Annotated in this window: 13 protein-coding genes and 1 pseudogene; 13 read left to right on the top strand and 1 reads right to left on the bottom strand. The window is 59.3% G+C overall.

Translation table 11 applies throughout. The features are described from left to right. The first annotated feature begins 888 nt into the window (after positions 1–888). From HNQ08_RS23365 to HNQ08_RS23420, 12 genes are all read left to right on the top strand, one after another. Complete coding sequence (locus tag HNQ08_RS23365; RefSeq protein WP_184137433.1) at positions 889–1,818, top strand: hypothetical protein; 930 nt, start codon at positions 889–891, stop codon at positions 1,816–1,818. A gap of 45 nt (positions 1,819–1,863) precedes the next feature. Next, on the top strand, positions 1,864–4,755 hold the full coding sequence (locus HNQ08_RS23370) for a CHAT domain-containing tetratricopeptide repeat protein (RefSeq protein WP_425321373.1): 2,892 nt from the start codon (positions 1,864–1,866) through the stop codon (positions 4,753–4,755). A gap of 736 nt (positions 4,756–5,491) precedes the next feature. Then, a complete protein-coding gene (locus HNQ08_RS23375; protein ID WP_184137437.1) occupies positions 5,492–6,397 on the top strand; it encodes a DUF4007 family protein in 906 nt (301 codons plus the stop codon). Then, positions 6,394–9,729, top strand: coding sequence for a hypothetical protein (locus HNQ08_RS23380; RefSeq protein WP_184137439.1), 3,336 nt, complete (start codon positions 6,394–6,396; stop codon positions 9,727–9,729). The genes HNQ08_RS23375 and HNQ08_RS23380 overlap by 4 nt, the downstream gene beginning before the upstream one ends. 58 nt (positions 9,730–9,787) lie before the next feature. After that, a complete protein-coding gene (locus HNQ08_RS23385; protein WP_184137441.1) occupies positions 9,788–10,585 on the top strand; it encodes a phosphoadenosine phosphosulfate reductase family protein in 798 nt (265 codons plus the stop codon). 8 nt (positions 10,586–10,593) lie between these two features. Continuing rightward, on the top strand, positions 10,594–11,097 hold the full coding sequence (locus tag HNQ08_RS23390) for a hypothetical protein (RefSeq protein ID WP_184137443.1): 504 nt from the start codon (positions 10,594–10,596) through the stop codon (positions 11,095–11,097). Next, positions 11,019–11,870 carry a DUF4007 family protein gene (locus tag HNQ08_RS23395; RefSeq protein ID WP_229790222.1) on the top strand — a complete coding sequence of 284 codons (852 nt, stop codon included), beginning with the start codon at positions 11,019–11,021 and terminating at the stop codon, positions 11,868–11,870. Before HNQ08_RS23390 ends, HNQ08_RS23395 begins: the two co-directional genes overlap by 79 nt. After that, positions 11,857–12,381, top strand: coding sequence for a hypothetical protein (locus HNQ08_RS23400; protein ID WP_184137447.1), 525 nt, complete (start codon positions 11,857–11,859; stop codon positions 12,379–12,381). The genes HNQ08_RS23395 and HNQ08_RS23400 overlap by 14 nt, the downstream gene beginning before the upstream one ends. 67 nt (positions 12,382–12,448) lie before the next feature. Then, positions 12,449–17,683, top strand: coding sequence for a coiled-coil domain-containing protein (locus HNQ08_RS23405; protein ID WP_184137449.1), 5,235 nt, complete (start codon positions 12,449–12,451; stop codon positions 17,681–17,683). Continuing rightward, positions 17,680–19,809: a hypothetical protein gene (locus tag HNQ08_RS23410; protein ID WP_184137451.1), complete on the top strand. Its 2,130-nt coding sequence runs from the start codon at positions 17,680–17,682 to the stop codon at positions 19,807–19,809. Before HNQ08_RS23405 ends, HNQ08_RS23410 begins: the two co-directional genes overlap by 4 nt. Beyond that, entirely contained in the window at positions 19,806–21,296 is a 1,491-nt protein-coding gene (gene brxL / locus HNQ08_RS23415; protein WP_221284434.1) for a BREX system Lon protease-like protein BrxL, read from the top strand. The genes HNQ08_RS23410 and brxL overlap by 4 nt, the downstream gene beginning before the upstream one ends. Positions 21,297–21,298: 2 nt before the next feature. Then, positions 21,299–22,483, top strand: coding sequence for a cysteine desulfurase family protein (locus HNQ08_RS23420; protein ID WP_184137453.1), 1,185 nt, complete (start codon positions 21,299–21,301; stop codon positions 22,481–22,483). 634 nt (positions 22,484–23,117) lie between these two features. On the opposite strand, the gene HNQ08_RS23425 is transcribed toward HNQ08_RS23420, so the two are convergent. Next, positions 23,118–24,653, bottom strand: coding sequence for a hypothetical protein (locus HNQ08_RS23425; protein WP_184137455.1), 1,536 nt, complete (start codon positions 24,651–24,653; stop codon positions 23,118–23,120). Between the two features lie 965 nt (positions 24,654–25,618). Here HNQ08_RS23425 and HNQ08_RS23430 point away from each other — a divergent pair. Beyond that, a pseudogene (locus tag HNQ08_RS23430) lies at positions 25,619–26,390 on the top strand (IS5 family transposase). Positions 26,391–26,451 lie beyond the last annotated feature (61 nt).

The raw sequence follows: 26,451 nt of genomic DNA on the forward strand, positions 1-26,451 counted from the left end.
GTGCATGGAGCTGTTGGTCGGCGGCTTCGCTGATCTCGATCTGTCGTGCGGGACGACCCATCCCTAATTCTACTTCTTATTCGCGATCTACTTAACTCGCACCAGTGGCTGCTCCCGCCGAATTAATCCTTTCAGCAGAGAATCCAACGCGCTCTGCAACGACCGAATGTCCCGACAGAAGCGCCTAGCCGCCGCAGAAATGACGTACCTGATACAGGCCTTCTCGCGCCGCTTCGGTCGAGAAGCCAGCCTGCCCAGCCCTCTACCAGAACATGGCCCTGCCTTCGAGGAACTCAAGATTCAGTACCAGGGTTGGGCAGCTGTGTAATAGGTCAAGGACCACGGGGAGCGGATTGACGACATCACGCCGTTGTTGGACGGCAACAAGATCCGCGCGGGCGATAGCCTGAATAAACGGCTGCGGCGCGAGCGCATTCTGCCTGTCATACCGCTCGAGGGACAGTCTGCCTGTCGATATAGGGCACATTGCCAGTCCCAAAATTTGTGGGGGCGATCTGAAACTCACAAGCATCACCTGTACCAACTGACGTGGCCTGCGGAACGGGATCTGACTCCGAGCACAGCACCCGATCAGAGTGAAGGCCCGTGCTCGAACGGCCATCACTCTCGTGCGGCAGGGTGTGAAACGGCTCTCCAATGTGTTGCGGTGGCCGCTCGGCGCAGCTGCTTATGTTGATCAAGTTGCACAGTATTCCGTCTCTCCCACCAGACTTGGCTTGAAGTGAAGTTGTCCGGCACGAGACCAAACCCCGAACAATTCCCACTTTTGACACCTGCTGCCCCGAATCTGCCAGCCTACATGCGGTGTTCCTTCTGGGAACGCAGTTATGAGTCCCATCGCTATATCTGATCCCAAGGAGAGCCCTTATGTCATCGCTGTTTGAACAGGAAATTGGCCAGCTCCATCGATTCCAGGCGGGACTGCGCAGCAGTCCCCAGACCGTACCGGTCAATGCCATGGAACAGCAGATCGATGAGGTCTGCGCCCGGGTCCGTCAGCATGTCGCCAACATCCAGGCTGGCACGTCCCTGCTTAACGTGCGCCGCTCCGGGAATGATGACGTCAACACGGCTAAGGCACAGCTGGCTGCTGACCTCGATCAGCTAATCCAGACCCTGAGTGCACCCACCGAAGTGGTGGCTGACGTGCTGGATCTGTACCTTCCCGGCTACGCCCGGGAAGGCTACCCGGTGCACCACGCCACCCGGCGGGCCGCCATCAGTACCGTCCCTGCCCTGCATCCTGGCGTGCTGGGTGAGGTGAGTGTCCTGAATCGCTGGTTGGTTCCTGCCGACAGTCCCGTACGCCCCCAACTGGAAGCTTGGGTGGAACTGCATGACGCCCTCCAGGCTGTGGACGCTGAATACAGCGCGCTCGACAGCGCGCAGAGCCAGCTCCTGTCCGAGGTGGACAGTGACCAAGTGCTGGACGCGGACCTCGACTGGGACGGCACGTTCCTGACCCAGGTGTTGACCGTTACCCATCTGGGCAGCGGTGAGGTTCAGGTTCTGAACCTCACGGACGTCACTCTGGACGGCGACACCTGGATCGTTACCGTGGAGGGTGCGGTGCCGCATCTGTCCACCGACGCCGTCGTGCGCCTATCCACCACGGATGGCGCGTTCAGTGGGGACTTGCCCCACAGGCAGCTGGACGTCCAGGACGCTCAGCTGCGTGTGATGGGCGTCTCACATGAAGCGCAGGAACGCCTGCGCGCATTGACAGTGGTGGACGTGGCGCAACTGACCGTGCTGGACACCGTGCCCGTGCTGGACAACAACCGAACATTGAACTGAGGTCTCGATCCGCCAAAGCCCAACTGCCCACCAGCGAGGAATTGCATGAGTCGGATTGACCAAGAACTGCAACGAATCAGCCGACTGACACTGGACCGGCAGGTGGGTGCCTACCGGAATCTGCATACGCTGTCTTTGCGGAATGAGTCCAGAAACTATCCAGGACACGAATGTATTCTCAAGGCCCTGCTGTGGTCAGAACACGCCATTAAAGGGGCAAAAGAACCACTCACAGTCTTCGCAGTCGCCTTGGAGTTGCAGGGCCGCCACTTGCGCCGAGGTGTTGTATTCGCGAATTTCCTGAACAAGCTGGCCATTGTGCTCACTGAGCTCCACCGATTCGACGAGGCCCTTCTCTGGTATGAGGAAGCTTTGGCGATCAAACGGGTGGCTCTGCCCGCTGCACATCCGGACATCGCTAGCAGCCTGAACAATCTGGCCAATGTACTCGTTGAGCTCCGCCGCTTCGACGAGGCCTTCCTCTGGCATGAAGAAGCTCTGGCGATCAAACGGATGGCCCTGCCCGCTGCACATCCGGACATCGCTACCTGCCTGAACAACTTGGCCATTGTGCTCAGAGAGCTCCGCCGCTTCGATGAGGCCCTGGAAAAGCACGAGGAAGCTCTGGTGATTCGGCGGGCGGCTCTGCCCGCTGGACACCCGGACATCGCTTCCAGCTTAATGGGCCTAGGCAGTACGCACGCTGAGCTCCGCCGCTTCGATGAGGCCCTTGAAAAGCACGAGGAAGCCCTAGATATCAGGCGCGCGGCGCTACCGACTAAACACCTACACATCGCAATGAGCTTGAACAACCTAGCCAATGTGCTTTCCGCTCTTCGCCGCTTCGATGAGGCTCTCGAAAAGCACGAGGAAGCCCTGGCAATCCAACGGGCGGCCCTGCCCGCTAGACACCCGGACATCGCTACCAGCCTGAACAATCTGGCTTATGTGCTTTCCGCTCTTCGCCGCTTCGATGAGGCCCTCGAAAAGCACGACGAAGCCCTGATGAGCCAACGGGCAGCCCTGCCGGCTGGACATCCACACATCGCATCAAGTTTCCACAACATAGGAAGCGTCCTCACGGACTTGAGCCGCCACCACGACGCTGTCCAGAGTTATCAGCAGGCCCTCGAGATCCGGCGAGAGGCCCTCCCTGACAATCATCCTCACACTGCCAAAGTGCTGCACCGTCTGGCCCGCGTTTTCGGTGAGCTTGACCAGCCGGCGCAAGGCCTTCCCCACACCACCGAAGCCCTGAACATCCTGCTGAATAACGAGCAGTTCCCGCAGATCAGCAAGACCCTGTGGGGGGATGTGACTGAAGTCGACGAGTCCGTGCCCGAAACCCTGGCACTGTTGCTGGAGCTTGCCACCCATCCTGAGGCCCCTGAGCTCCCTACCAACACGGTGACTGCCCTGCTTACATTTAAAGGCAATGCCGACATTGAGCAGGGTCTCATCAGCATCCTGCACGTCACAGCCACCGGCCCCCTCAAAGATCGTATTACTCAACTCAAGGCCCTTCAGGCCGACGTCGCCCGACTTCAATACAGCACTGATGTCCAGGACCTCCTGCGAATACAGGAGGTCACCGCACAACTCCAGCAGCTCGAACAGCAGATTCACACGGATCCCGAAGGGGCCCGGCTCGCCGAAGAACTGCAACTGCGCATGATCACCCCCCCCGCGGTGCAATCTGCCCTGCAGGACGACGAAGCGCTGCTGAACCTGTTCGTCTCAGGAGACGCGGTGTACGCCCAGATCTTGCACCAGGACGGCCGGCATCACCTGCACCGCTACGCCGCATCAGACCTCGAAGCGCAGGTGGGCCACCTGCGCCAGGTCCTGGCTGATACATGCCTCCTGCTGCACGAAACTCCTTTGCTGCACCCCCTGCAGGGGTTGTACGTGGCCCTGATCACTCCCCTCGCTGGGCTGCTGGGGCTGGGAGAGGATCTCAAACGACTAGTCATCAGTGGCGACGGCTTCCTGTACGGTCTGCCATGGGACCTGCTGTGCGCACCGGACGCGTCCGGTGCCCGTCCCCTGCTGGCCCAGGTCAGTATCCGCCTGGTGCCCACCCCCTGGGACCTGCTGCGCCTGCACCGTCTTCCGTCGGTGCTAGCAATCGACACGAATCCCGCTGTGTTGCTGGGCGTTCAGTCCTTCGAAGAACACGTTGACAGCGATAAGGATGCAACCGAGACCGGGGCCATGAATCTCCCTCCGGAGTTGCGCTCCGCACCAGTCCGGTTCGCAACGCGTAGCGCGGTCATGACGACTGGTGGAGCTGACAGTCTGCCCAGGTACGGGAACCTGAGCGGCACTGAGCAAGAGATTCGCATGCTGACTGCGCTGCTCACAGAGCGCGGGCGCTCCGTGGTCTCTCACTTAAGCCCTGAAGCCTCAGAGCAGACCCTGCTGAACATTGGAGTGGCCCCCTGGATGCTGCATTTCTCGACGCATTCAGACGTGTGGGACACTGAACAGACCCGCCCGCTGTACCAGCGGGCTGAGCGGGCTGATCCCCGGTATGATCCGGCCCATCCCTTCTCACAGGCCGTGGTGCTGCTCGACGGCTACACCCGGCGTAACTTCCAGGGGGTCTTGCGGGCCTGGGAATTGGGTAGCCTGAACCTGCGCGGCACGGAAATGGTCATCTTCTCGTCGTGCAATTCGGGACTGGGGGACATGACGGCCGGCCGGGGGGTGGCGGGTCTGTCGCAAGCGGCATTCCTGGCGGGTGCGCAGCGGACCATTACGACGCTGTGGCCGGTGTTGGATGCCACGACGCCGGAATGGATGGGCAATGTGTATAAGGCGCGGTTGGATGGCGCGTCGTGGCAGGACGCAGTCCGGAAGGAAAAACTGCGGATGCTGGGAGAGGAACAACCGGTGAGTGCCTGGGCCCCTTTCGTCCTTAATGGCCTCCCCTGAGAGAGTGGGGCCATACAGGTCAACACCATGCTTGTGCGTGCTGCTTCAGCGCCTACTTGGTACAGTGCTTCCTTGCGCTTAGGGTCAGCTGCGGTGGCTTAACTTCAACAACACATTATCGAGGCAATCCCAGAACATGTTTTATCTGTCCAGCACCTGTTTGACCTGCACAATGCTCCACGGCTCCCCCGGACAAGTCCTGAAGCCTTAGGTCCCGAGATGGGCCGCCGTCGCTCGGAGGCTGAGGCCCTGTCTACGCAGCGCACCAGCATAGGCCGCAACAGCTCGCATGTCCGAGATAGTCCTGGCATCGATGCTGCTCCAGCCTGCCAAGCTTCGGGGGTCAGATTTTCGGCCCTCCCAAGGCTGAGCCCCCTCTCATTCCGGCAGCTAGGACCACCTTCGTTCGTATTGGGATAAGTTGAGCTTCCCGCTCAGCGGTGAGATCGTTTGGATATGCGGACCGATTTCATCGCCGGATCATCTCTCGACTGATCGTCCGCTCTTTTTCACGCAGGCAAGACATGCCCCAGTACGTTTTTCAGGCGCACTTTAGTGCGACGACATCCAGTGAATCATGATCGGCTCACTTGGCGGAACACGAAAGTGTACGTGGGGCTATTCGAGGCACAAATACAGCAGGAGGGCACATCTATCGTGTCATGATTGCCTCCTCGCCCGAAGCCTCTCCACAACACACAAAAAGAGGCGGGCCATCCCATATATTGAATAACTTGTGCTCCCTGCTCATGCCAACACCGAAAAACCTGGCTTCTCAGGTCATGAAACATTTGCGTTCCGCTATGGCTGGCTCCGCAAAGCCATGATCGGAACCGAAGTCAGCAGCCAGTTCTTCAGCCGTCCATTGGCGCTCGTCACCCTGGGAGTAGGTAAGAACATGGTGCAGAGCATCCGACATTGGGGCTTGGCTACACGCGTCCTGCAGGATGTGAGCCGCACAGATGTGGCTCCAACGTATCTCGGGCAGCGCCTCCTGCAGGGGTGGGACCCGTATCTGGAAGACATTGGCTCGCTCTGGTTGATTCACTGGTGGCTCGTAGGAAATCCTGCTCGGGCTGCCGCGTGGCATTACGTGTTTTTTCGGTGGTCACGGCAGGAATTCAGCAAGAATGAGTTGACCGATCACTTGCTGGAATGGGCAGAACGTGCAGCGGTGCGGGCCACGCGCTCCTCCATTGGGCGGGATGTGGACTGCATGCTGCGCACATACCTGCCCGGCAAAAGCAGCAAAAAAGGCGTGTCGGAGGAGTCGTTCGATTGCCCATTGGTGGAGTTGGGCCTCTTGCGTCCTCTTCAAGATGGAGACCGGTATACGTTTGTGGTGGGGCCTAAACGGACTCTGCCTGCAGCGATTTTTGGCTACGCCCTGGTGGAATACATGAATGCAGTGAGGGGCGAGCGGCGTACGGTAGCACTGCATGACACGCTCTACGGCGTCGGAAGCCCAGGACTGGCCTTCAAGCTGTCCGAAAATGCCTTGGTGGAACTTGTGGAGGCGGTGCAAGTCCTTACGGGTGGTGCCATTGAACTTGATGACACGGCTGGCCTAAAACAGTTGTATTTACGAGAAGACCTTGATGGTACGGAGCTGCTCGAGCGGTTCTACGAGGAGAACGCATGAGCCTCACGGTGCCGGCAGCCACTGCCGGCCGGTTTTTGCGGTCCGTGCGGTTAGAGCGCGACGCTGGGCATGCAGAGTCGCTGCAGGGGTACATACTGACCCCTCAGGCACGGATCGTGCTGCGCCGCATCCTGACGGCCTTGAGTGAGGGCGGCACCGAACGCGCTTTGACGCTAACAGGACCGTATGGGACAGGGAAATCGGCGTTTGCGCTGTTCCTCACTGAACTTCTGCATGATCCGGTTGGGCCGGCCTTCGCGTTAATTGAGCGGGTGGATGGGGCACTTGCGCTGGAGGTTCAGCGCGTGCTGCAGGCCCCGTTTCTGACTGTTCCACTCACGCTGCGGCGCGCGCGCCTCGGCGTGACGCTGCATGAGGGGCTCGTTGCCGCCGCAGAGAGCCTGCCGGATCCTGCAGCGCTCTTGGAGACGTTGCAGGCGGTGATGCCGGCCGCAGATTTGGAGACTTTGGACACCCGGGCACTTCTCCAGGCCGTGCAAGCCGTTCAGACACATGCTGAAGCCGCTGGGTATGCCGGGGTGGCCATTGTGTTCGATGAGCTGGGCAAAGCTCTGGAGCACGAGGCGAGATTCGAGGGGGCGGACATTTACCTGCTGCAGGAACTCGCAGAAAGCGCGGCGCGCAGCGGGGCACAGCCCTTGCTGTTCGTAGGGGTACTGCATCAGGCGTTCGAGCAGTACGGTGAGGCATTGCTGGCCAGCGCTCGCAAAGAGTGGGCGAAAGTGCAGGGGCGCTTTGCTGACATCGCTTTTATTGAGCCTCCGGAGCAGCAGATGCGCCTGGCGGCGCACGCGACAGCCACGCTTGACCCCTTACCTGGCGCGGACGTGCGGGCGTCCGCGCGGAACGCTGCTCAGGCCCTGATCAAGCTGAAGCAGGCGCCTCTAGGCTTCGAAGCTGCGGAGTTCGAAACTGTAGCGGTCGAGGCGGCCCCCTTACATCCGGCCGCGCTGATGGCGCTGCCGTATCTGTTCAGGAGATTCGCGCAGAATGAGCGCTCGCTGTTCGCCTACCTGCTGAGCGGGGAACCGCATGCGGTTCCTGCGCAGTGGACGGCGGGGCACACCCTTGTCCGGATGCATGACCTGTTTGACTACTTCAGTATTAACTTGCTGGGGAGCTTGTCGCGGCAAGCGTTCGCGCGGCGGTGGCTGGAAGTGGTGGACGCTGTGGAGCGTTACCCAGATCTGAGCCTGCTTGAAGTGCAGGCGTTGAAGACGGTGGGCCTGCTGGGTGTGCTTGGGGACATGACGGGCTTGCACGCGAGCGCCGAACTCGTCTCAGTGGCTCTAACTGATACGGTGGACGACGCTGAAGTGCTGCGCACCTTGCAGCACCTGGAGCACCGGTCGTTGATCGTGTACCGCCGTTACAACCGCACCTATCGGGTGTGGGAGGGCAGCGACATTGATATTGAGGAGCGGTTAGAAGAAGGACGCCGGACCATCGGGGCGCAGCTCGCGCTATCGGAGGTGCTCGAGAATTACTTGCCTCGGCGCCCCCTCGTGGCGCGCCGGCACTCCTTTCACACTGGCTCTTTGCGGTTTGTCGAAGTGCGGTATGTGGATGCCCCGGTTTCCGCAGACCAGCTCCGAGCGACAGAGGGCGCCGACGGCATTCTGGTCTGCGCCTTGCCGAGTACGCCGGAGCAGGCAGAGGCCTTTGCGCGTTGGGCACAAGACGAGAGCGTGGCGCAACGGCCTAACCTGCTTCTAGCTGTGCCGCTTGGCTTGCAGACCCTACGTGAGGCCGCTACAGAACTGAGGGCGCTCTACTGGCTAAGGGAGTCAACCCCGGACTTGCGGGACGACCGGGTGGCGCGCCGCGAGGTGGCCGAACGCCTCGCCTACCTGGAAGGAGTGCTAATCAGCGCAACTGAACACCTCCTCGACCCCCGACCGGTCCCGGTGGGGAGCGGCACGCAGTATTGGCATCGCGGCGTTGCCCAGGCGGTGCGGACGCCGCGCCAGGCGACTCAACTGCTGTCCGACGCCTTGGACGCGGTGTACCCCGCTTCACCGCACGTCATCAATGAACTGATTAACCGCCGCATGTTGTCGTCGGCGGCCGCCGCGGCCCGGCGGTCGTTGATTGAGCTGATGTTGAACCGCGGCGACGAGGCTCTGTTGGGCCTGGATCCAGAGCTGTTCCCGCCGGAGCGAAGCATGTATGAAAGTGTGCTGCGCTTTGCGGAGTTGCACGGCCCGGTCGACCCTGACGATGAGGCGGGGCCATGGGAGTTCCGCGCCCCGCAGGAGGAAGGAAGCGCAAATCTCGCCCCCGCGTGGGCCGAGCTGAGCCGCTTGGTATTCGAAGCCGACGAGCCGATCGCGATCAACACCTTGTTCAGTGCGCTGGCGGCTCCACCGTTCGGCGTAACTGCCGGACTTGCCCCCGTCCTACTTGTGGCGTTCTTACAGGTGCACCCGCACGAAATCAGCATGTACCGCGAAGCCGTGTTTGTCGCGGAACCGAACATTGCGGATTTCGAGGTGCTGCTACGCCGCCCGGAACTCTTTGCGGTGGTGGGAAGTTCGGTGCGGGGCGAACGGGCCGCCGTGCTGACCCGACTGGCCGGAAGCTTGAAAACGCCTGACGCGCTCGTGCCAGTCGTCCGGGCCTTGATCCGCATGGTCAAGGGCTTGCCGGAAACGTCGTGGCGCACCCGGAGCCTGCCAGACCCCGTCGTACGGCTGCGGGACGCGTTTGAACGGGCCCGAAGTCCGGAGCGGCTGCTGTTCCAGGACGTGCCCGAGGCACTGGGTTTACCGGCGATTGGCAGCGGCCCGGCGGACGGAGAGCAAATCACGGTCTTCTTTGAAGCGTTGAACCAAGCACTGCAAACCTGGGCAGCGCACGGCCCTGCGCAAGTCACGCAGGCTCGGCGGATCCTGCTTGAAGCCCTCGACTTTCCGGCGACGGATCAAGGCTGGGCCCAACTGACCGAACAGGCTCAGGCACTCCAGGGGCGTCCGCTGCCCACCGCGTTGGTCGTCTTTGTAAACCGCCTGTGTACAGTCGGTGAACCAAGTGCGGTCCTTGACGGGGTGTTGTCTCTGGTGGCCGGCCGGTCGCCGCGCTCGTGGACGGACGCTGACGCGGCGCGGTACCCCTCTCAAGTGGCCGATTTAGGCCGTATGTACCGCTTATCTGCGCGCCAACTCGGGTACAGCACGCCCGCGGCGGAGGAAGCGAGTCGCATGGTGGCCACGCAACTGCGCGCGTTTCTATCAGCTCAGAGCTCGGCGGGGCAGAAGGACGCCGTGAAGTTGGCCCTGTTACAGCTGCTTCAAGAGTTGGACGACGAATGATTCAATTGTGGAATATGTATGAAAAGAGTTTGACGTCGCGTTTACAGTTAGGCCAAACATGACTGAGTCGACATCCCCTCCCCCGCGCCACATCCTTTCGTTGTCTGGAGGGAAAGACAGCACAGCGCTCGCCATTTATATGCGCGACAAAGTGCCCGAGATGGAGTACATCTTCTGCGACACTGGCGAAGAGCTCCCTGAGACCTACGAGTACCTTGACCGACTGGAAGCCTACCTGGGCAAACCGATCGTAAGGCTCAACCCCGACCGGCCCTTTTCGCACTACCTGGAACTGTACCGGGGGGTGTTGCCTGACAGCCGTACACGCTGGTGCACGCGCATGCTGAAGATCAAGCCGTTTGAGAAGTATGTTGGCAACGCGGAGGCCATCAGTTACATCGCCATTCGCGCCGACGAAACACACCGCAAAGGCTACATCTCCACTAAACCCAATCTGCACGCCGTGTACCCCTTTATCGATGCTGGCATTGTTAAGGCGGACGTCTTTCAGATACTGGATGAGAGCGGCATGGGTGCGCCTGAATACTACGAATGGCGCTCACGCTCAGGCTGTTACTTCTGCTTTTTTCAGCAGCGGCGCGAATGGGTAGGCCTCAAGGAACGCCACCCAGACCTTTACGACCAGGCCAAAGAATTTGAGAAGTTCGACGAGGTAACGGGCAAACGCTTTACTTGGTCACAGAAGGAAAGCCTGGAGGAACTCGAGCAGCCCGAGCGCATGGCGGCTATCAAGGAAACCCAATTGCGGCAAAAGGAAGCGGCTTCTAGCAACCTGATTGACATTTTGGGGGACGAAGAAGACGAAGAAATGTCCTGCCTTGTGTGCCATCTGTAAGGCTAGAAGTGAGCGAAGCAGCGGTTGCCAAAGTCAGTTCAACGCTTAAGCGCAGCGCATGGGCAAAGCAATCGAGCCCACATCAACCCTTGCTCTGGCTAGCGGTGCTTAATCGCATGTGCAAGGGCTATATCACGACAAATCAAATTTATTTTGTCGAGGGCTTAAAAAAGGATTTCACGGATTGGCTTCGCCAATACAAGTATGCAAGAGACCATGGCCAACCTTCTGAGTCCATTTTTCACTTTAGAAACTCCAAGATTCGTAAACGTAAATTCACGGCAGGGGAGAATGATTATTACGCAATTTTAACCACTTTGGGCGGCGGTTCAATCAGAGTTAAACGCTCTATAGAGCTTGCTTATCTGGAAGATTCCATCTACGAAGCTTTGATGCAGGCTGTGCCTGCTCAGAGCTTCGGTGCATTTCTTTCATGCTTATACAAGATGAAGGCAGGGGAGTTCCTGTGGCAAAACGAATTGGCACATTGTTTCACGAGACTTTCGCTCTGAGCCGTCCTGGGGTTGCGGCGGCACTTAGGCAGGCAAGCGAAACAGTTGGCAACAAAGAGCTTGTTGAGCGGCTTCAAGAGGAAGAAAACCTGGGACGCAACTGGGCCAAAGCGGTTCCATCCTATGCGCGAGGCTGCGGCTTCTTAGACTTTGGTTCCACCCACCTTACCCCCCTCGGTGAGCATGTTCTCGCCCACGACCCTGACCTCCACCTGCCCGAAACGCTGTGGCTGATGCACTACCACCTCAGCGCACCGCACGGCCCTGGCCCCCGCTTCTGGCATGACCTGGTGCAGCGGCTCCCCGAACTGGGAGACGGGTTTGATAGGGAGGACGTGGCGGTGCAGATTGCCGAGACGACGCGGACCGACGGCGCGGCACTCAAGGAACGCGGCGTAGCAAGCACGGCAACGGTGTTTCTGGGCAGCTACGCCAAATCGGATGCGCTGGGACCGCTAGGGATTGTGCAAGAAAAGGAGAACGGGTACGCCTTCGACTATCCCGAAGCACCGAGTGCTGGAGTAGTGGGGTATGCATTGTCACATTACTGGCAGGGACAGCTACTGGGGCAGCAGACCTGCTCGCTAGAGACGCTGAGCGAACCGGGCGGCTTTAGCAGTGCGCTGCTGCTGGGGTCATTTGACCTCAACCGCGCCCTGCGGCAACTCGCGCAGCGCGGAGTGCTGGAGCTATGGATGGCCGCGCCGCCCTACCAGGTGACCCGTCCGCCCGCCCCGCAGCAGTTGTTGGAGGGCATCTATGCAGCAGAATGAGTCAGGGCACGCCGCTTTCTGGGAGCCTGAGGAGCCGCTCCCTCCCAATCCAGGGACAGCGGAGGCCGAAACCCTAGTCAAGCTGTTGAGTAGCGGGGGGCAGTATGTCCGCACAGGAATTCTGCTGCTGCCCTCCGAGTGGCTGGGCCGTGAGGGCGAGGTGGCAGCGCGGCTGGGCATTTCGCATGTGAACTACGCAGGCTGGAAGGCGGCACAGTTGCCCGCTCCCCAGTCTTTTTTGCTCCTGTCGGCCGATCGGCTTCTGGGTGAGCTGGACGAGTTGTGTCTGGAGTCCCACCCGCACACCACCCTCCTCGTCTCGCTGCTTGATCTGCCACTCACTCGCCTGCACCCCGCCGAGCGCAGCAAGTTCTGGCAGTTCTTCTGCGGGGGCTTTAGCAAGCGGCCCCGCGCCCTGCTGCTGGCTCTCCCCGAGGCGGCCACTCTCGCCCTCCCTGCTGAGGCTGAAGGTTGGCAAACGGAGGGACGGTTGGCTGCCTGGTCACTCTGATTCGGTTACTTCAGCAGTAAGCGTCCCATATTCGTCTCCTCTACACCACAGAAGGAAAAGAAGCTTGATGAAAGGTTCCCTGAAAGTCAGTGACATCGCCCATCCCGACACCACCACCCAGTTCATCAGTGATGTGCAGCTCTCCACTTTCCACGATGCGCTGCAGCTCAATCGCGACTTGATGCAGCGGTTCATGTTCACCAAAGGCACGGGCGGGCGGGCCGACCGCAAGGGGACGGCGGAGCTGCTCAAGCTGCTGCACCAGCGCGTCACGCCTATAGGGCAGAAGGAAGACAACCGCTTCGTGTTCATGGCGACGTATGGACACGGCAAGAGTCACTTCGGTCTGAGCCTCGCCAACTTTTTTGGGGCCGAAGCAGGTTCGCCAGAGCTGGAATCTATTTTCGGCAAGCTGGACTACTCGCTTCCCGCCGATCAACTTCAGATGCTGCGCGACTACCGTGCAAGCAAGGCTCCCTTTCTGGTGCTGATTCTGCGCGGCGACAAACCGGGCAGCCTGCGCGACACTTTTTTTCAGGCCCTTGACCGGGCGCTGGGTCGCAGCGAGAAGGCGAAAAACCTCAAGCCGCCTTTCTGGTTTGACCGCGCCGACGAGATTCTGGAGCGACTGGAAAGCAAGGCGGCTGATACCAAGACCGTGAACAAATTCCTTGCAGCGCATGACCTTGATCTGCCCAGCTTGCGCCAATTGGTGCGCGAACGTCAGGCGCGGGCTTATCACCTTTCCGTGGAGGCTATTGCTGCCGTCCACGGTGTCCAGCCCAACCTCGGCGGCGAGACATCTTTGGCAGACGCCGTGAACTGGATTGTGACCGATCTATGCGGGCCGGGAAAACCTTTTGGCGGGCTGCTGGTTCTGTTTGACGAGTTCAGCCGCTTTATTCAGGACTACATCCAGAACAACCCCGTCGGTGCGCCCTTACAAGAACTCCTGAGTGGCATCGGCAGCGAGGCAGCACGCGGCAAGGCGCTGTTCGTCGGCCTCTCGCAACACGACCCGAACGTGATCGCTGAGCGCTATGGCGCGGGCGAAGAACTCGTCAAAGAACTTAACCGTCTGCCTCATCCCAACCGTCACGTGATGCAAACGATGCTGGAAGATGTGCTGGGTGGCGTACTCAAGACCGATGAGCGGGGATGGCAGACGTTGAATACTGACCCGCATATCGGTATGACCATCAGTGGCGCAGCAGATACAGCGCTCGCTCTGTTCGCTGAACGTTATGGCCCCAAGCAACTGAACTGGAACCTGACCACCATCATGGAGAAGGTCGCCAAGCAATGTTTCCCGCTGCATCCGCTTACCACCGCTTTTCTCGCCAGCGTAACTCTGCATTCCACAGGAACAGTGCGCTCGGTGCTGGGCTTTATTCAGGACAAGGAAGGCTACGTCATGCCGCGCTTCGACGAGCCAGCGGTCAGGGAAGATGGCCAGCCCAACTGGGTCTTGCCCATCCGACTGGTGGACTACTTTGGCGAGGCGCTCCACGAGGAGAAGTTCAAGAACTACAAGAATGTCTTTAAGCCCGACCTGATGGATGAGCAACAAGCAGTGCTGAAGGCCATGCTGCTGCTGGACGTGGCCGAACTGCCGACCAAGCGGGCTGGGGGATATGTCTCGGTGGTGGCTACCCTGGCCGGGCTAGGTGAAAAGGAAGCGCAGGAGACGCTGGAAAGCCTGGAGAAGCAGCACTATATCCGCCACGATAGCGTCAATAAAACATATTCATTTTTCGTCGGCTCCAACGATGTTATGACCCTCGACCGTCTCCTGAGCGAGGAGATTACCCACCGCGAGGAGAAGAAGACGATAGGCCAGCTTTTTGAGACGTTTACGGGCGGCACCAATCCCGTCAACCGCTTGGGCCTGACCAACAAGCACAAAGTCTCTATTTCTTGGGGCCACGAAGACGACTGGGCCGCGCAGGAGATCCTTGTCCCGGCGAGTGCCGTGAATGCCTCACTCCTGGCTGCCCTCCGCACCAAGTACGCGGTGGAGGTGGACAAGGCTCCAGAAGGACGCGGCGCGGTAGTGCTGGTTATCCCCAAGACTCAAAAAGAGGCGAATGAAGCTGCAGGGAAAATCAACGAGCTTCTATCGTCCTCCGATAAGGACAAGACCGCGCCATTGCTGTTCCTGATTCCGCAGGAGGCACAACCCGACCTGCACACGCAACTGCTCAAGCTGGCAGTGCTGGGGGACCCAATGTTCAAGGTTCGGGCGCAGTCCGAAGTAGGCCCGAGTGCCTTGACTGAGCTGGCTGGGAGTCTCTCTGGGCGGGCCAAAAAGACGCTGACTGCCTTACGGGCCAACAGCGCCATGCTTTTGCCCCCCATGATGACTGCAGGCTGGGCTGCCCGCGCCAAACCTAACTTTGCCAACCGGCTGGGCGAGGCGCTGAAGTTCGTGTATGAGCTGGCCTACCCGTACCACCCGGATGCATTTTTCACGCAATACGGCCTGTCTACGAATAATCTGTCCACCGCAACCATGATACTCGTAGCGGATTTAATGGAGAATTCTCTCGACAAAGAGAAAATTATTACTGGTGGGGCCAAGAAGGTGGCAGAAGACCTGCAAAAGATGCTCCAAAAAGAGTGGAAGGTCATTACGCTAAACAAGCAACTTGCCGTTCCTGAACTCACGAAGCTGAAACACGCCTGGCAAAGGCTTGATAACGTCTTCTCAGCAAAACTCAAGAGGCAAACGTCAGAAGAGGTGTTCCGAGAACTGCTAAGCCCACCTTATGGCTATGATCAGAATACCCTATCGCTTATTTTTTCTGCCTGGTATGGAGTAAACAGCGACAGCATTACCCTGTCTGGGGCTAACGTTAGCCGTGCGGCTCTCAGCGATAGGAAAGTCTACAAGAATCCGGGGAGCTTTCTCAAAATAATCTCGACTGCCTTTATTGAGAAAAGAGATATTCAGGAAGAACGGGCACACATTGATCTACTTCTTAGTAGGATGAGAAATCAGCAGAGCGAAGCAGCGGTCCTTGATGTTCTCAGATTATTTAGAGATTTCTTAGATAAAAATCCGAAATATGACTCTAATTATATTGAAAAGATAGAAAAGGCGATTGAAAAACTCGAAAATGGCTTGTCAAATATGGCAAAGCATGACGAATTCTTTAATAAATTTATCGCCGAGTTAAACAAAGCTTCTATCCACAATGTAGGTAGCTTGCATGAGCGTCTCAGAAATGGCGTGCCAGAGCTTACACTAGTAAAGTCCAAAAATGCGGGGCTTGAGGAGCTTAGCGAAAAGCTGATTAATAGGACTCAAGAACTCCTGGATGAATTTCTGAAGAGTGCTATAAAGCTGCATGACATATCGTCCTATGAAAAGAACCTAGACAGTATCACTTCTGTCGCCAAGACCTTGAATAAGTTGGGCCTAACTGAAATGAAGGCTCAAACTGATGTGGCAGTGAATGAACTCATTCAAGCCAAAGCAGGACTAGAAGCAGAAAAAGCAGAAAATGCCCATCTGCAGATAGTCAACAGCTATCCCACCTCTGGAACCCTTGACACTTTGCGCGCGACTCGTCAGAAACTGCGAACCTTCCCCCCGACGACTCTTCGAGTAAAGGAGTTGCTCGCTCAGAAACTTGAAGCTGTAGAGCATCTCATCTTACAATTGGAAAGTAACTTGACTGCCTGGGATGAAGTCATCAGCCGCGTCGTAGACGTCTCCAGTGCCGTTAAGCTCAACAATGAACTGCTCTCCCAGAGCGCCAAGTACGAGGGCACGCCCGAGGCCGAGCGCGTCACTGAACTGCAGGGCAAGGCCGCAGCGCTAAGTCGCTATTTCTCTATTCTCAGTCAGAACAGCCCACTATATGACCCCGCCGACGTGGAGCGGCGCTCGGTAGAATTGCAGGCATTGGCAGAGGAGTATGCCGGGCTACTCACGCCCGCCCAGCAGGAGGGTGTCGGCTCGGCCCTCAGCAAACTGTCTGAAAAGAAAGCCAACGAGGAAGCCAAAGCGGCCGAGTGGCTCTCACAGCAGCAGGCACGGTTTGCCACAGAGGACACCAAGGGCCTGGACAAAGTCCTCAACGCGCCGCCCCGCTTCCTGAGTGACGCTGGACAAGAAGCGCTCAGCGAACTGCGAAGCCTCCTGATTGACAAAGCCAGTAAGGGAGAACAAGAAGCTCAGCAACTCCGGCTGATTCGTTCGTTCGCTACCATGGGCAGCATATCTGCCCTAGAAGCCAACCTAAGCGAACTGGGAAAAATCACGTCAGTGACTACTGGTGTGCAAGACGTGGTGAAGGAGCAGCGCGAGAAAACGGAGGCCGAACTTGCCCGCTTGCGTGGCCTACCCGCTAAATGGACAGCGGTACTGAGCGAGGCGACGACGGTACAGGCCCTCAGTAGTCTCGCCAAGGACCTGACCCGTCAGGAAGCCTATCTGCGTGGCACAAGCGACGAGGAAACGGTAACGGAACTGACAACACGGGTGGAAACTGTGCAGGGCATCCTGCGGCGGGCAGACGACCTGCGGGGTAGCACTTCCATGCGCCTGCGCGACCTGACCGAGCGGCGAACCGAGCAAGAAAAGTTGAGCGGCGACCCAGCCCTTTCACCCGCGCAACAGCAACTGCTGACGAATGACGCCGCACACACCGCAAAACTCTTTGAGACGGAAATAAACAAACTTGATGCACGCCTCAGCACCTTCCAGGACAAGTTAGATGCCGTGCGGTCGCTGGCCGACCTGGACAAGGTCGAACTCGGCACTTTTCCCCGTGCGGGCTTGCCTGAAGACCGCCTGGGCCAGCTGAAAGCTTTGGAAGGGCAGCGTGACGCCTTACGTCCGCTTCTAAGCGAGCTCGCCACGCTGGACCAGCAGCTTTGGCGCGACATTGGGGAAGCACAGGACCTGCTGCGCAAGTACACTGCTCTCTTTGAGGCTTCCGCGTGGTCTGAACGGCAGCGTCAACTGGTAGGCGATAAGCGGGCTTTGCTGGTGGAAAATCTGATAGGCAAGCGCCAGCAGGCCTCGGCGTGGCTCAGCAAGCATGAGGCAGCGCTGCCCACCCTTAATGCCCGAGGCCTGAGCCAACTGGAAAAGGAACTGGCTCAGCCTCAACCCTTCCTTGACGCTACTGAAAAGGGCCGCTTCGACGCTCTGCGTACTGGTTTGCAAGCCCGCTTGGAAGAAGACCAGGCCCTGCAGATCGAAACCCTCTTCGAGAAGATCGAGTCGCCCCAACGCCGCGCTTCCCTGCTCACCCGCCTTCAGCAGATACTTGTGGCAGAGACAGCGTGAGCGGCCCCTACTTTCTGGATAAGGCTGGAGATGCCGCCCTTCCCGAAGGGGCAGTTGAGGTGGACACAGAGGCCGACTTTCTCCGCCTTGCTCTCACCGATTCCCCGCTACTCATCCGTGGCAGGGTGACGGCCTGGGCCGAAGCGTTTGCCGAGGGCCGCGACATCACGGTTTTGCTGGTTCAGTCCCCGGCCAGCGAGTTGCAGCAACTTCTGCCGGGAATAGGCAGTGAAACCGCTGAGCAACTACTTGTGCAGTGGCCCAGCCTCGCTCAACCGCACACCCGCCAGAGCCTCGCTACGCTGGGAACTGCTCTGGCAGACGAGCTGCAGCTCGGAACTGCTGAGCATGCCGCGCACTGGCTCCTGCAGCGGATCAACTCGGCACCGGAAAAACGTAGTCTGCTGGAGAGTCTGGGGCCAGCCCTGACCGAGAGTGTTTGGGAAGAGTGGCGTCCGGTATATCTCGCCCCCCCTGATAAGGCCGCTGACCTGCTGTTTTCGTGGATTGGCCTGGGAGGCATGTCTCGAGACTGGCCCGCTCCCTTTCCTGCCACCCTCACAGGCGAGGCCGAGCAGCGCGTAAAAGACTTCATCGCTCACGCTGTCGCCGCCCAAGGCCTGACCGCCTTTGAACGCTGGCAGGCTGATGGGGCAGCCGTGCAGGTGCTGCGCTTAGGCGCGGTGGCCACGGCACAATGGTTGAGAGAGCACCCTGAACAGCTCACCCCTGCCGCCCTGCAACGCTTGCGCGACTACCTGCCCACTAAGACTTCCCAGGACCTCGCGGCCCGTCTGCCTGTGCGCCTCCCCGCTCCGCCTCCCGCCGACCCTGCTGCGTGGAGCGAGTGGATGGCGCGAGAATATCTGCCTTACCGTACCTCGCAAAATCCCGACCTCTTGGCTCTCTCGCCTATTCTTCGTAGCTTCGCCGAGCAGTTCCTGCTGTCCTACTCTGCGGCGCTCAACATCGGCATCCACGCTGAGCATCTGGTGTGGCAGCGCACCGCCGCTCTGCGCCACAGTCAGACACTGACGCTGGTGGTCATTGCCGATGGCCTGAGCCTCTACGACCTCACCACGCTGCAAGGCCACTTGGCCCAGCAGGACACTGACCAACGCCTGAGCGACTGCGGCGTGCAGGTGGCGTTCCCCGCCCTGCCGACCATCACACATCAGGCCAAACCTGCGCTGGTGGGGGGAGTTGCCCCTATTCTGAGCAGTGATGCCCAGCCACTCGGCCCGAGTCACACACAGGAGACCAAGGTGGAGGCGGCACTGCGCGAAGGCAAGCAGGGCGACATCGTCTTCTGGAATTACGTCAGAACCGATAAGCTCTATCACGATGCTGGCACCCTCAGTCAGGCCCGTACCGAGGCCAATGCCACCTTGCTGGGGCTGGCCGAGCGAATTCTAGGCCTGATGCTCAACGCCATTCCTAAGAACATGCCTGCCCAACTGGTCATCACTAGCGACCACGGTCGCCTGCTACTCCCCGCGAGGCGTACTACTCCTCCGCCCGCAGGTTTCAAGCCTGAAGGCCGCGCCGCTTCTGGGGAGTGGCAGGATATTCCCGCTTCTGGCTTTGAACTGCGGGAGGAGTATGCCTTGCTGGGGCGCACCCGTTTCGGTCTGAACGAGGACGCAGCCGTAATGTGGGGAAACGAGATGTTCATGATGTCAAATGGCGCGACGGGCGGCGAGATTTGCCCGCATGGTGGCATTACCCCTGAAGAAGTGCTAATTCCGTGGGCTGTTTACGCCCGTGACCTCTCCTTCCGTCTGCCGACCTTCGAGGTAACGGGGCAGGGAATGGCAGAGGAAGTAGGGAAGCTGCGAATCCGGGCCATCAACGCCAACGCCTTGCCACTGACCGTTTCCGCAGCGGCGGGGATGCTGGCGGAGCGCCTGCCGCTCTCCCTCCCCTGGACACTCCCGGCCAACGACGTCACCGAACTGGAAGTCCCGCTGAGCAGTTGGCCCAAAAAATCCGAACTCGCCGCCCTGCAACTGCGCTTGAGTGTTCGCGCGGGTGAGGCCGCGGCGCAAAACGTAAGTGCACAAGTCCATCTGGAGAGCGAAGAGCTGTACTCTTCCACCGATGACATTCTGGACGGTTTGCTGTGACTTTCTCTGAAACGGATTTTTTCCCAGTGGACGCGCCTCAAGCAGGTCTGTTGGGCGCGGATGAACTCAGGGCGCTGAACGAAAAAGTAGCCGCCGTCTTCAAGTCTCTCGCCATCGATAAGCGCCGTCTGCCTGCCAGTCAGCTTGGCGGGCGCGGCATTCCGGCGTACGTGGCCGAGTGGGTGCTGGAAAAAGTGGTGCCCGGCCAGGGTGAACTGACTGCCGCCGAGGCGACCAAAGTGCTCGAATGGGCGGCAAAAGTCATTCCAGGGCCGAGTGAGCAGAACATCATTAAGCACAGGCTTGCGCAGGGACAAACGGTCAAGGTGCTGACCCCGCTTCAGGCCGAAGTGCAGATTAAGAAGGGCAAGGAACCAGAACGGGTCGCGCAACTTAGTCTGCTTGGCATCTCGGACGCCTACATTTCCGACGCCCTGCTCGATGAGTATCCCGACCTATTGCGCCAGGGGATGTGGGGCGTGGTGCAACTCGGTGCCCTACCGGACGGTGTCGCGGTGCTGTCCTTTCAGCCGATGCAGGCAAGCATCAACCTGAACCTCTACAAGGAAGCCCGCAAGAAATTCACCCTGCATGAGTGGCGTGCGGTGTTGCTGACCACACTGGGCTTTGACCCCTCGGCCTTCAGCGAAACCCAGCAGACTTGGCTGCTGTGCCGCCTGCTGCCACTCGTTCAGAAGAACATGCACATGATGGAACTTGCCCCCAAGGGCACGGGCAAGAGTTTTATGTACGAGAATATCAGCCCCAAAGTCCGCCTGATCAGCGGGGGCAACATCTCGCCCGCTGTGCTTTTCGTCAACAACGCCAGCGGTAACTGGGGGCTGCTCGCCCGCTTTAAGGTCGTCGTGCTCGACGAGGTGCAGACCTCAAAGTTCGAGAAGCCGGAGGAAATTGTGGGCGGCCTGAAGGGCTACCTCGCCAACGGCAAACTCACACGCGGCGGCCTTCACGAGACGGCGAGCGACTGCGGCTTCGTGATGCTGGCGAACATCACGCTCGACGACGAGCAGCGCCCGTTGAAAAACTCGCTGGTGGAGGAGTTGCCGAAGTTCCTGCGCGAAACGGCCTTCCTCGACCGCATCAAGGCGTTGGTTCCGGGCTGGGAGTTGCCCAAGCTGAGTTCCCGTCTGCTCGTCAGCCTCGACTCGCCACTGACGGTGGGCCTCAAATCCGACTTTTTCGGTGACGCCCTCGTCGCACTGCGCGAAGACCTGACCGCCGAGAGTTATGCGTCCCGCGCCGTCAAACTCGGGGGCAAGATGCCCTACCGCCGCAACGAGGAAGCGGTGCGCAGCATGGCGGCGGGGCTGATGAAAATTCAATTTCCGCACGGCGAGGTTTCTTCTGAGGACTTCTACGCCTACTGTTTCAAGCCTGCTATTCGCCTGCGGCAGGGCATCTGGGATGAGTTGTACGGCCTCGACAGCGAGTACCGGCAGTACGAAGCCCTCATCAAGCAGGCCTAACAATGACTCGGCGCGAATTCATCTACCTTGACTACAACGCCACGACGCCCTGCGACCCCCGGGTGTTGGAGGTCATGCTGCCCCACTTCACCGAACATTTCGCTAACCCATCAAGTTCCACTCACCCGGCGGGAAGGAGGGCAGCGGACGCTCTCGAAGAGGCGCGGGAGCAGGTGGCAGGGCTGTTCGGAGCCAGTGCGCGGGACGTAATTTTCACCTCGGGGGCAACCGAGAGTAACAATCTCGCCCTCTACGGCGTGGCCCGCGCGGCGCTGCGGGAAGGCGACCGCCGCCAACGCATCGTGACCTTACCCACAGAGCATAAGGCGGTGCTGGAGCCTGTCGCCGACCTCGCTGTGCTGGGCTTCGACGTGCAGTACGCGCCTGTGCACCGGGACGGGCAGGTGGATCTGGCGGCGCTGGTGGAGCTGGTGGACACTAACACACTGCTAGTCTCCATTCAGGCCGCCAACAGTGAGGTCGGGACGCTGCAACCGCTAGCGGAGATCGGGGCGCTCACCCGCGCGGTGGGGGCTTACTTCCACACCGATGCCACCCAGGCGGTGGGTCGCGTAGCGCTCGACTGGCGTAGCCTGCCCGCCGACCTGCTGTCCCTGAGCAGTCACAAAATCTATGGTCCTAAGGGGGCAGGTGCTCTGCTCGCCCGCCGTGCGCTCAGGCAGGGCAAGCTTGACCCGCTGACTCGAGGGGGCGGGCAGGAAGGCAAGCTGCGGGCAGGAACGCAGAATGTCCCTGCCCTGGTGGGCTTTGGCCTCGCCTGCGAACTGATGGCGGGGGAGGGGCTAGCCGAAGCCGAGCGCCAGCGTGGCTTGCGGGACGAGTTCGAAAGGCGCTTAAGCGAGGCGCTGCCCCAGGTTTCTTTCAATGGGCGCGGAGCAGAGCGCCTGCCCAATACCAGCAGTGTCACTGTGCCGGGCGTGGAGGCCGACGCACTTCTGATGCACTTGCCGAACCTCGGCCTCAGTCTCGGTTCGGCCTGTAACTCGGGGGCTCTGGAACCATCGTATGTGTTGACGGAGCTTGGATTGTCGGGAGAGATCGCCTCCTCAACCTTCCGCATGAGCCTAGGCAAAAACACGAGTCGGGAAGACGTACAGAGAGCCGTAACGGACATCGCCCAAGGGTTCGAAACGCTTCACCTTGCTGAGGCTGGGTCACCTCTGTAATTGGTGAAAGTGAAGCAATGGTACGGGTCTTTGTGGAGGCCAGAGAACTAAGCTCCCACTCGTCTTGGCGCCTCAAAACCATCTGGGCGAGCGTGAAGTCATGAACGTCAGGCCGTAGAGCCTCCTGGCGCTGATGCTGCTGACGGTCTGTGTGCCCAAGGAGAAATCGATAAGTGATACACACGTCATGAATGACATCCGAGGCGTTCTCAGGCAGTTTGAGTAATGTCGACGAAAAACGAGTGCGAAAGAATGTACGCCGAAGGGGGAGGGGCAGGCGGGTGTTACCTGTCGAAGGCTGCTAACGCGCAGACGACCTAGGATCTGTTAGACGGGCACAACTAAGCGGGTCTGTGGTGATTTAGGGGTGATCCGGGAATTTGATGGCAGTGTGCCGCCTCACCGGGGGCACACTGCTGTGGTGCGGCTGAACGACATCCACGGGCCGACGTCCTGGCCCCCAGACTTTGCCCACGCCAGTTTCTGTAGGCTGGATTTCACCCGGGACGGCGTGCGGCACGTCCTAGACTTCAAAATTGATTGAACCTGAATCACTCGATTTCACTGTCCATACCCTCGCCACGCCCTCAATTGCCCCGCAAAAATTCGCCAAACTCTTTTAGCCTGGTCATGTTCACGTCCCCTGAAATTCGTACCCGTTCATGAGTTGCAGGGCGTTGCAGTTCCGTCCATCACTCAGATGGTAAACCAGTCCTTCTGTACTGCGCCGCTTGACCAGTTCCGTCCGCTCGATGGTGACCACCTCGCCGTCCGCCTTGCGGATCCAGTCGGCCCCCGCATCGAATTTGCCGACGTCCCCGCTCCGGTCCGTCTCCTCGAAGTGCGGCGCCGCCGCGTGACAGCCAGCGTTGGCCACCACAGCATTCGTAAGTGCCCCACGCTGACCAGTCTGCCCAACGGGCGCCCCGATCAGCACATCCAGTGCCCGGATCGCACAGGTATAGAAGTTGAGTTTCTCCGCTTGCGCCTCGGCCTGAGCCACCCGACGGGCCCCGATCAGTTCCTCCTCGGTCAGGCGTAGCCAGTCGCGGCGGGGCAGCGCTCCTGCCGGCGTCAGGGTGTCGAGAATGCCATCGTCGATTGCCTTGTTGCCCCCGATCAGGCTTTTGACCAAGCGGTACGTGATGTCTGCGGGCAGCGCCAGCGGGCGCTCCAACAACTTCTCCCGGTCCACCGGATGCAGGGCATTGCCGCGTCCCACCGGCTGGGTCACGAGACCTGCCGCGCCGCCCGGAACCTCTTTCCCAGATTTGACTTGTTGCGTCTCCTGGAGGCCTTCGACATCGGCGCCAAACAGAAATTCCAATTCAGAGTCCGTGATGGCCGTGCCAGCGGCCCCGCCGTCAGGCGGCAACACGGCCACGCTTGCCCTGGGTTGGCTCATGGTCTCTGGCTCTTTTAAAAGCGAAGCTTTAGAAGTGGTGTGAGCTGCCAAGCTCTGCTCGTCCACTGGCGTGGCAGGCGAAATTTTCTCGCGCGCGTTTTTAGTTACGTGACTTACACCTGTAGGGGATTCCTGTAAAAGATCCCTGTTAAGGATTCCTGTGTTATTGCTACGGACATTTGTCCGAATGGACTCGGAACTTTGTCCGCCTCCATTCGGAACTTTGTCCGACTGCATTCGGACATTTTTCCGAATGCTCTCTACCTCATCTTCCAAGTGCTTCCCAACACTATTTTCCTCAGCGTCTGCCTCGCTCGGATCGAGGTCTGGAACTGGGCGAGAGGCCTCCCACTGGTTGACTGCCTCCTGCACTGTGGCCCTATTGAACAGCCACTGTGGGGTTCGGTCCCAGCCTCTTGTCGGGTTTGCCCTGGTGGTGACAAGGCCGCGCTCAACCAGACTGGCGAGTTTGGTGCGAATCGTCTTCTCGTTGTAGATGCCCAGCAGTTCTTCGGCCCACTGGGTGGCGCTCATGCGCACCCACAGGGCTTCATCGGCGTCGGGGGCCACCGCACCCTGACGGGCGCTCTTGTTGCGGCCGCGGGCCTCATTGCGGATCTTGAGTTTATAGGCGTACCAGCGCTCCTGGGCATTGAGCAGGTGCGCCTCGCAGGCGTCCCCATCACAAATCGCTAGGTAGGACTCCCGTAAGGCCAATGTGCGCTGGCCAGCGGGTTGAGCGATTACGAATCCATCGATGCTCATCTTGAAGCTCCGACGCCTTCCTGGCCCCTCAGGGCCTTCTGGTCTGTTGACCGGACATGCTCAGGCGCGTATCCTGTGCATAGGGCGATGCCTGCGAACTCCCCAGTTCGCAAAACAAATTTAGTTTTCTGTCACGGACACCCTCTGCGAAAAACGGCCTGCCAGCCGCGCGGGGGGTGTTCCCTTTGGTCATGTTTTCGGTGACCTCCGGGACGTGCTCAGCATACCGTGAATTTGCTCATGTCGTGCCAACTGTGTTTTGCGAGTTGCACTAATTGATCCACTCCTCGAAATGCTCGATCAGATTCATTTCCATAACAGGTATTAGGCAAAAGTCGCAGCCTAGGAGAAAGCAATCCTGCAGCCTTAAACGGAGGTCAAGGATGCCTGCCTCACCGCGACGGCTGGCCACGTCTGGAACATTCGTCCGAAAATGCCGGTGAAGATTTGTAGTGCGGGCCTGTAGCTCAGGAATTCCTGAACACGTCTCCGTCTCTTAATTCTCTACTGACTTCGCTCCTATCGCCGGGTGGACTGATAGTCCTGCAACGTGACGTTGTTGCACTGGGCCGTTGAGATCACACCTCCTGCGGACGTTATTTTCTGTAATTAGAACATCAATTTCCTAAAGTGTCAGGTGCTGAAGCAATGAACAAGTAAATTTTGTGTCGTGCTCCTCTGTATCGGACAAATCCACATTGATGCTGTGCTAGACGGCAAGCCCCTAAACGTATGACTGGTTGCGAACGAACACGACAAATGGCGATGTCTTGGGTGTGTGACCAAGCCAAGACCCGCCGACCTCCAGCGTACCGAACTCACCCGCCACTTCAAAGCCTGCGCGCCCTTTCTACGCCACGACACGCTGCAGTGTGTCGTGGACATCGTCTTCGTCATGGTGACTGCTAGAGACTATCCGGAAATTGGTCACGGTGGTGTTGGGATACGGCTGACACGATAAAAAGGTGCGATTGACAGACGAGCAATGGTCGATCCTGGCCCCCCTGCTTTCTCTCCCCGAAAAGAAGACCCGACGTGGACGACTACGTCGGGCTGACAAAGAGTTGCTGGAAGGCATCCTGTGGGTCCTGCGGACAGGGGCGCAGTGGACGCGCCTTCCCCGATCGGACTCTCCCTCCAAGTCCACCTGCTTCAAGCGTTTTCAGGAGTGGAATGAGCGCGGGGTGTTTCCGAACATTCTTGGACAGCTGTACGAGCTGTTGGAAGAGCAGGAACTGCTGGACCTGCGAGAAGCGTTATTGACGGCACTTTCAGTGCCGCCAAAAAGGGGGCGCCGATGTCGGGCCCACCAAGAAGGGCAAGGGCACCAAAATCATGCTGATGGTGGATGCGAGCGGTCTGCCGCTCGCGGTCCACACGGAGAGTGCCAGTCCAGGTGAAGTGACCTTGGTTCACGCCACCCTGGAGGCGTCCTTCGGTATGGACTTCCCAAAACGCTTGATCGGGGACAAGGCTTACGACAGTGACCCCTTGGACGCCGAGCTGGCTGCACTGGGCGTCGAGATGATTGCTCCCAAGCGCAAGAACAGGAAGCGGAAAACGCAAGACGGACGCCCCTTGCGCCGTTACAAGCGGCGCTGGAAGGTCGAGCGGACCATTGCCTGGTTGCAGTCTTTCCGGCGGGTCCGTACCCGCGACGAACGCAAAGCTCAGAACTTCCTCGGCTTTGTCCAGCTCGCCTGCATCCTCATCCTGTTGCGTAGGATTTCCGGATGATCTCTAGGCACCGCAGATCTATTTACTCACCCCTATTCGGAGATACTTGGCAAAGCCAGTC

This window comes from Deinococcus humi, assembly GCF_014201875.1.
Taxonomy (GTDB): Bacteria; Deinococcota; Deinococci; order Deinococcales; family Deinococcaceae; genus Deinococcus; species Deinococcus humi.